Annotated in this window: 6 protein-coding genes; 3 read left to right on the top strand and 3 right to left on the bottom strand. The window is 52.2% G+C overall.

What is annotated here, in order from left to right; translation table 11 throughout:
- The 3 genes from RTM06_RS12490 to RTM06_RS12480 form a co-directional block, all read right to left on the bottom strand.
- On the bottom strand, positions 1–817 hold an 817-nt coding region (locus RTM06_RS12490), incomplete at its 3' end, for an MASE1 domain-containing protein (protein ID WP_312182545.1).
- A complete protein-coding gene (uhpA, locus tag RTM06_RS12485) occupies positions 817–1,407 on the bottom strand; it encodes a transcriptional regulator UhpA (RefSeq protein ID WP_312182543.1) in 591 nt (196 codons plus the stop codon). The genes RTM06_RS12490 and uhpA, both read right to left, overlap by 1 nt.
- Before the next feature lie 187 nt (positions 1,408–1,594).
- A complete protein-coding gene (locus tag RTM06_RS12480) occupies positions 1,595–3,232 on the bottom strand; it encodes a FliC/FljB family flagellin (protein WP_312182541.1) in 1,638 nt (545 codons plus the stop codon).
- Positions 3,233–3,569: 337 nt separating this feature from the next.
- Here RTM06_RS12480 and fliD point away from each other — a divergent pair, with 337 nt between their 5' ends.
- Genes fliD through fliT form a run of 3 tightly spaced genes read left to right on the top strand, consistent with a single transcriptional unit; the run spans position 3,570 to position 5,764 of the window.
- A complete protein-coding gene (gene fliD / locus RTM06_RS12475; RefSeq protein WP_312182539.1) occupies positions 3,570–4,991 on the top strand; it encodes a flagellar filament capping protein FliD in 1,422 nt (473 codons plus the stop codon).
- A 12-nt stretch (positions 4,992–5,003) separates the two neighbouring features.
- A complete protein-coding gene (gene fliS, locus RTM06_RS12470; RefSeq protein WP_312182537.1) occupies positions 5,004–5,411 on the top strand; it encodes a flagellar export chaperone FliS in 408 nt (135 codons plus the stop codon).
- Complete coding sequence (gene fliT / locus RTM06_RS12465) at positions 5,411–5,764, top strand: flagella biosynthesis regulatory protein FliT (protein WP_312182535.1); 354 nt, start codon at positions 5,411–5,413, stop codon at positions 5,762–5,764. The genes fliS and fliT overlap by 1 nt, the downstream gene beginning before the upstream one ends.
- Positions 5,765–5,827 lie beyond the last annotated feature (63 nt).

Below are 5,827 nucleotides of genomic sequence, written 5' to 3'. Positions count from 1 at the left end.
GAATCCCCGCGCCCAGCAGCAACCCAGTCAGGCTTTGTGCCAGCAGGGAGAGCAGCAGATCGACCGCATGATCGTGCCAGGTTTGGCTAGCGATCAGCGCGATGGCATTCATCAGTGTGGCGATCAGCGCCCCCTGCCAGCCGTAATGCCACGCCAGCGCAATGATCGGCAGCGCCAGACAAAACGGCGTAAAGCGCGACAGCTCTGCGGGCAACCCAAGCTGTAACCACAAACTGACCATAAACAGCAGCACATAACCAAACAGATGGCGCACGCGCCAGTTGACCGGCTGTCCGACCAGCGACGGGCCGAGCGGCTGCCAGCGCGTGCTGGTGAGGTAATGCCAGATCACCAAACAGGTTGGTGCCACGGTCAGTGCGCCGGTGAGCGTGAGCAGCACAACATTCAGCGCGGCGGGTTGAGCGAGCCACGGCAATGCCTGCAACAACGCCGCACACACCATCGCGCCGCCCTGCCACAGCAAGGTGTGCCAGTCGCGCTGATGACGATAACGGGAGATCAGCGTCACCGGCAGCAGCGTCAGCACGCTACCCAGCATCAGCAGCGGCAGATGCGCCAGCGCCACTTCGCGTGACAGCCAATAAAGCAGCAACCATTCGGCACCGAGCAGTATTGGCCAGTAGGCACGCGGGCACTGCAACATCAGCCCAAGGCGCAGACCAAAGGGAAACAGTAGCACTGCCAGCTCAGGACGATCTGCCAGATGCAGGCTGATGCTCCACAGGCAAAACCACGCGGCGGAGAAGATGCAAAAACTGGCGATAACGGCAATCAACCGCGAAAAGAGTGGCTGCATTACCAGCCATCAAACATGCGGCGCGCCAGTTCAACGTCGTTACTGACGTTGAGCTTTTCCAGCAAATTGGCGCGATGAACGTGAACGGTTTTCGGCGACAGGCCCAGTTCGGCTGCGATCTCTTTCACCGCTAAACCTTGCGCCAGTTTTTCCGCCACCTGGCGTTCGCGTTTGGTGAGCGGATCCTGACGTCCGGAGGCGAGCTTCATAGCAATATCGGGCGTCAGATAGCAGCCGCCTTTAGCCACGGTATGCACCGCAGCGATCAGTTCATCCGGGCTGCAACGTTTGGAGAGAAAACCACGCGCGCCCGCATTGAGCGCCTGCTCCACCAGCGCCGGACTGTCGTGCACTGACAGCATGATGGTCGCCATGCCTTTTGGCAGTTGGCTCAATAACTCGAGCCCGGAAATATCCGGCATCGAGATATCGCAGATGCATACCTGCACGCCGCGTCCTGGCAGCATATTGAGCGCTTCCCGCCCGGAACCGCATTCGGCAACAACCTGAAAATCCGGCTCAAGTCCGAGTAGCTGGGCAAAACCCGAACGGACGATCACATGGTCGTCGATGAGCGTAATGGTAGTCATGAAGTTTCCTGGCGGCGAAAAAACGCGCTTACCTTAGCGATAAGCGGAGGAAGCTTCAAGGGGAATGGGTGGCGGTGGCGGGTTTGGGTCACGCAATTCGTTGTGCATTCAGATATGCATATTATGAGTATGCAGGTATAAAAAACCCCGCCGAAGCGGGGTTTGATAAGCAAGGAGCTTAGAGCGATTAGCCCTGCAGCAGAGACAGAACCTGCTGTGGAACCTGGTTAGCTTTCGCCAACACTGAGTTACCCGCCTGCTGCACGATTTGTGCTTTAGACATGTTTGAAACTTCAGTGGCGTAGTCAGCATCCTGAATACGAGACTGTGCTTCAGACAGGTTAGTGGTGGTGTCGTTCAGGTTAGTTACCGCTGAATCCAGACGGTTCTGAATCGCACCCAGGCTTGAACGGAACTTGTCGATGTCGCTGATAGCAGCATCAAGCGCTTTCAGTGGGTCAGCAGTGGTAGTGGTTGCAGTCTGCGCATCGGTGGTGATTTTACCCGCCGCGTCTTTATAAGCCACTTTACCGCTGCCGTTAGTGATGGTGCCGTCATCCTGAACGTAATAGTTAGCTGTGTTGTTTGTGGTTAAACCACCTTTGTTGTCAGCATAAACTGCTGCGCCACCAGAAGTCACGGTTACAGCACCAGCAGCACTGACAGAATAACCAGTTGACGTGGTATAAGCAGAATTACCTGCTGCAGCCGTCTTCAGTGCATCTGCGCTAATGGTTGCGCCAGTGACATCATAGGTTGTGCCATCAGACACCAAAGTACCCTTGGAAGTAGCAATTGTTGCAGCATTACTACCGGTATTAGCAGCCAAGTTAGCCAGTGTAGCAGCCGGTGGTGCTGTTGCTCCGCCGCTGTTCTTAGTAAGGTTACCAGTGGTATCACGATACAACACTGCGCCATCATCCGCAGCAGTAAGAGAACCGTCCTGAGCAATGATGACATCTTGCTTAGTGGTACCAATAGTCACTGTAGCTTTGGTTGTATCAGTGGCTGTTGGATTTAAATAGCTAGTAGCCTTAGCTGCGGTTACGTTAGCTTCATCGAAAGTGAAACTATTCGAAGCACTATTATATTTATAGGTATTACCAGCAGCTGAAAGGCCGTCGTTTACAACTGCGGCGGTGGTAACAGTACTAGTATTGGTCAAGCTGCTAAGAACATTGGCTGAAGATGCAGCAGTAAAGCCTGCTGAGCCAGTGTAAGTTGACCCACTCAACGTGAAGCCAGCTGCAGTCATATCAGTCGCTGATGCTACAGTATTAGCCACACCACCTTTACCATTTACGTTGAAACCGCTCAGGTTCAAAGTAGAGGAATCAATTTTCTTCAGGTCAATTGTGATAGTTTCACCATCATTTGCACCAACCTGGATTTTCATAGAACCGTCTTTAGCCAGCACGTTCACGCCGTTGAAAGTGGTCTGACCAGATACGCGGTCAATTTCGTCCAGACGGGATTTGATTTCGTCCTGGATTGAGTCCAGGTCAGACTGGCTATTGGTGCCGTTCTGAGACTGTACAGTCAGTTCACGAACACGCTGCAAGTTGTTGTTGATTTCTGACAGTGCGCCTTCAGTGGTCTGCGCTGCAGAAATACCGTCGTTGGCGTTACGTGCCGCCTGAGTCAAACCGTTGATGTTAGACTGGAAGCGGTTAGCAATGGCCTGGCCTGCTGCGTCATCTTTAGCGCTGTTGATACGCAGACCTGAAGACAGGCGCTCAATAGCGGTAGACATTGCAGACTGGTTTTTGTTGATGTTGTTCTGTGTGATCAGCGAGAGGCTGTTGGTATTAATGACTTGGGCCATGATAATTATTCCTGTTAATCAAGTCTTTCGGTTAAGGTGTGGGCTTCAACCCGCCGGCTTCAGCGCCGTCAAAGTTGTTATCGTCTGCCCTTGAACAACCTTTAGATTTTTTTTAGGACCAGGTGAAAATTTTTCCCTTCAACCTGTCACGCTTATCTTTATCGCCCTCTCTGTAGACATCTTTAGTCCGACTTGATCATTTTTTCTAGCGCCAGAAATACCCTTCTCTATATGCCTTATTCGCTTTATTAGCCGCTGGTAAAAAATTCTAAACTTTGAGCCTATAAAGCCGATAACCGCGGTATCACTTTCCGTGTCGACATGAAAAGGAAACAACATGGCTAGTATCTCTACCCTCGGTGTCGGTTCAGGCCTCGACTTAAGCACGATTCTGGATAATTTAACCACAGCAGAAAAAGCGTCACTCAAACCCATCACCACTCAGCAGAGCGCGTACACAGCCAAACTGAGCGCCTACGGTACGTTATCCAGTGCATTAACCGCCTTTCAAACCGCGAACACCGCGCTGAATAGCGCAGATCTGTTTAGCGCGACTACGGCAACCAGCACCTCAAGTGCGTTCAGCGCAACGACATCGGGCAACACCGTTGCGGGCAAATACAGCATCAGCGTTACGCAACTGGCGCAGGCACAAACGCTGACTTCCGGTATTCAAACCAGTAATACCACCGCACTGGGTAGTTCTGATGCCAGCCGCACCTTGTCGATCAAATTGGCGGACGGCACCAGCAAAGACATTACGCTGACCAGCGATCAAACTTCGCTGACCGGTATGCGTGATGCGATTAACGGCGCCGGTGCGGGCGTAAGCGCGAGCATTATTAAAGTCGCTGACGGTGAATACCGCCTTTCACTCACCGCGTCGAAAACCGGTGAAGCGAATGCGGTCTCCTCAGTCACCGTGACCGGCGATGACACTTTGCAGGGCATTGTCGGTTTTGATGCCACGAAAAGTGATGCCGATAACCCACTCGACCTCAGCGTTAAAGCGCAAGATGCTGAATTAACCGTGAATAACGTGGCTATCACCAGCAGCACCAACACCATTAGTGATGCGCTGGAAGGAATCACGTTGAATCTGAGTGATGTCACCAGTGGAAATCAATCGCTGACCATTACCCAAGATACTTCTAAAGCCTCAACGGCTATTTCTAACTTCGTTGATGCGTATAACAACCTGCTTGATCAGTTCAACGCGCTGACCAAATACACTGCGGTGGATACCGGTTCAGATGCGCAAGATTCCAGCAATGGTGCCCTGCTCGGGGATAGCACTCTGCGCAGCATTCAAACCCAGATTAAAAGTCTACTGACCAACAATACGAGTTCATCAGCGTATAAAACGCTGGCACAGATTGGCGTGACGTCGGATCCCACCACCGGCGAATTAACGTTGGATGCCGATAAGTTAAAAACGGAACTCACCAAAGATCCTACGGGCATTAAAGAGATGATTGTGGGTGACGGTAAAACCACCGGCATTACCACGAAGCTGGCGACAAACCTGACCAGCTGGCTGTCATCAACCGGCAGCATTCAGTCGGCGAAAGATGGTGTCAGTAAAACGCTGAATACCCTGACTGAGCAGTACAACAGCACCAATACGCGCATCAATAACCTGATTGCGCGTTACAAAGCGCAGTTTACGCAACTCGACGTCACCATGAACTCGTTGAACAGCACCAGCGATTATCTGACGCAGCAGTTCGAGAATATGACGTCAAGCAGTTCAAAATAATTAGGAGTGACCATGTACAGCGCTAATGGCACACAAGCCTACGCAAAAATCGGGGTGGAGAGCTCAGTGATGAGCGCCAATCAACAACAGCTGGTTACCTTGCTGTTTGACGGTGCGATCAGCGCACTGGTCCGCGCCCGCCTGTTTATGCAGGACAACAATATCCAGGGAAAAGGTAACTCGATTTCCAAGGCCATTAACATCATCGAGGGCGGACTCAAGCAGGGCCTCGATGAGCAATCAGGCGATGACCTGACCGACAACCTGTTAGGGCTCTATTCCTATATGGTTCGTCGTCTGGTTCAGGCTAATCTGCGTAATGATGTCGAAGCCCTCGAAGAAGTTGAAGGTCTTCTGCGCAATATCTCTGATGCCTGGAAAGAAGTCGTACAATCCCAACACCTTCAGGACGCCGTTTAATGAATATTGCACCGTCACTTGTCACCGTTTACCAACAGTTACTCGACCTCAGCCACGGAATGCTGCGTTTGGCAGCAGACGGCGAATGGGATGATTTGATTACCAAGGAAGTGGACTATGTCAGTGCGGTGCAAAGACTGGCGCAAACAACCGAAGCCGCCGCACCGTCGCGCCAGCTGCAAGAGCAGTTGCGTCCGGTGTTACGCCATATTCTTGATAATGAGAGCGAAGTGAAACGTCTGCTGCAGTTGCGTATGGATGAATTGACGCAGCTGGTGGGCCAGTCATCGATGCAGAAATCGGTGATGAGCGCGTATGGTAGGCAAGGTAGCGTGTATTTGCCGCAGGGTTAAATTTAGGACTCTGCGCGCTGATGCCCTCACCCCGGCCCTCTCCCACAGGGAGAGGGAGATGCT

The organism is Pantoea sp. CTOTU46764, from assembly GCF_031974595.1.
GTDB classification, from domain to species: Bacteria; Pseudomonadota; Gammaproteobacteria; order Enterobacterales; family Enterobacteriaceae; genus Pantoea; species Pantoea trifolii.
This window is presented reverse-complemented; position numbering and strand designations above follow the sequence as displayed.

Bases quoted from the DNA above. Each gene is read 5' to 3' on its own strand.
- uhpA (WP_312182543.1), bottom strand. From the start codon at position 1,407: ATGACTACCATTACGCTCATCGACGACCATGTGATCGTCCGTTCGGGT.
- fliD (WP_312182539.1), top strand. From the start codon at position 3,570: ATGGCTAGTATCTCTACCCTCGGTGTCGGTTCAGGCCTCGACTTAAGC.
- fliT (WP_312182535.1), top strand. From the start codon at position 5,411: ATGAATATTGCACCGTCACTTGTCACCGTTTACCAACAGTTACTCGAC.
- fliS (WP_312182537.1), top strand. From the start codon at position 5,004: ATGTACAGCGCTAATGGCACACAAGCCTACGCAAAAATCGGGGTGGAG.
- RTM06_RS12480 (WP_312182541.1), bottom strand. From the start codon at position 3,232: ATGGCCCAAGTCATTAATACCAACAGCCTCTCGCTGATCACACAGAAC.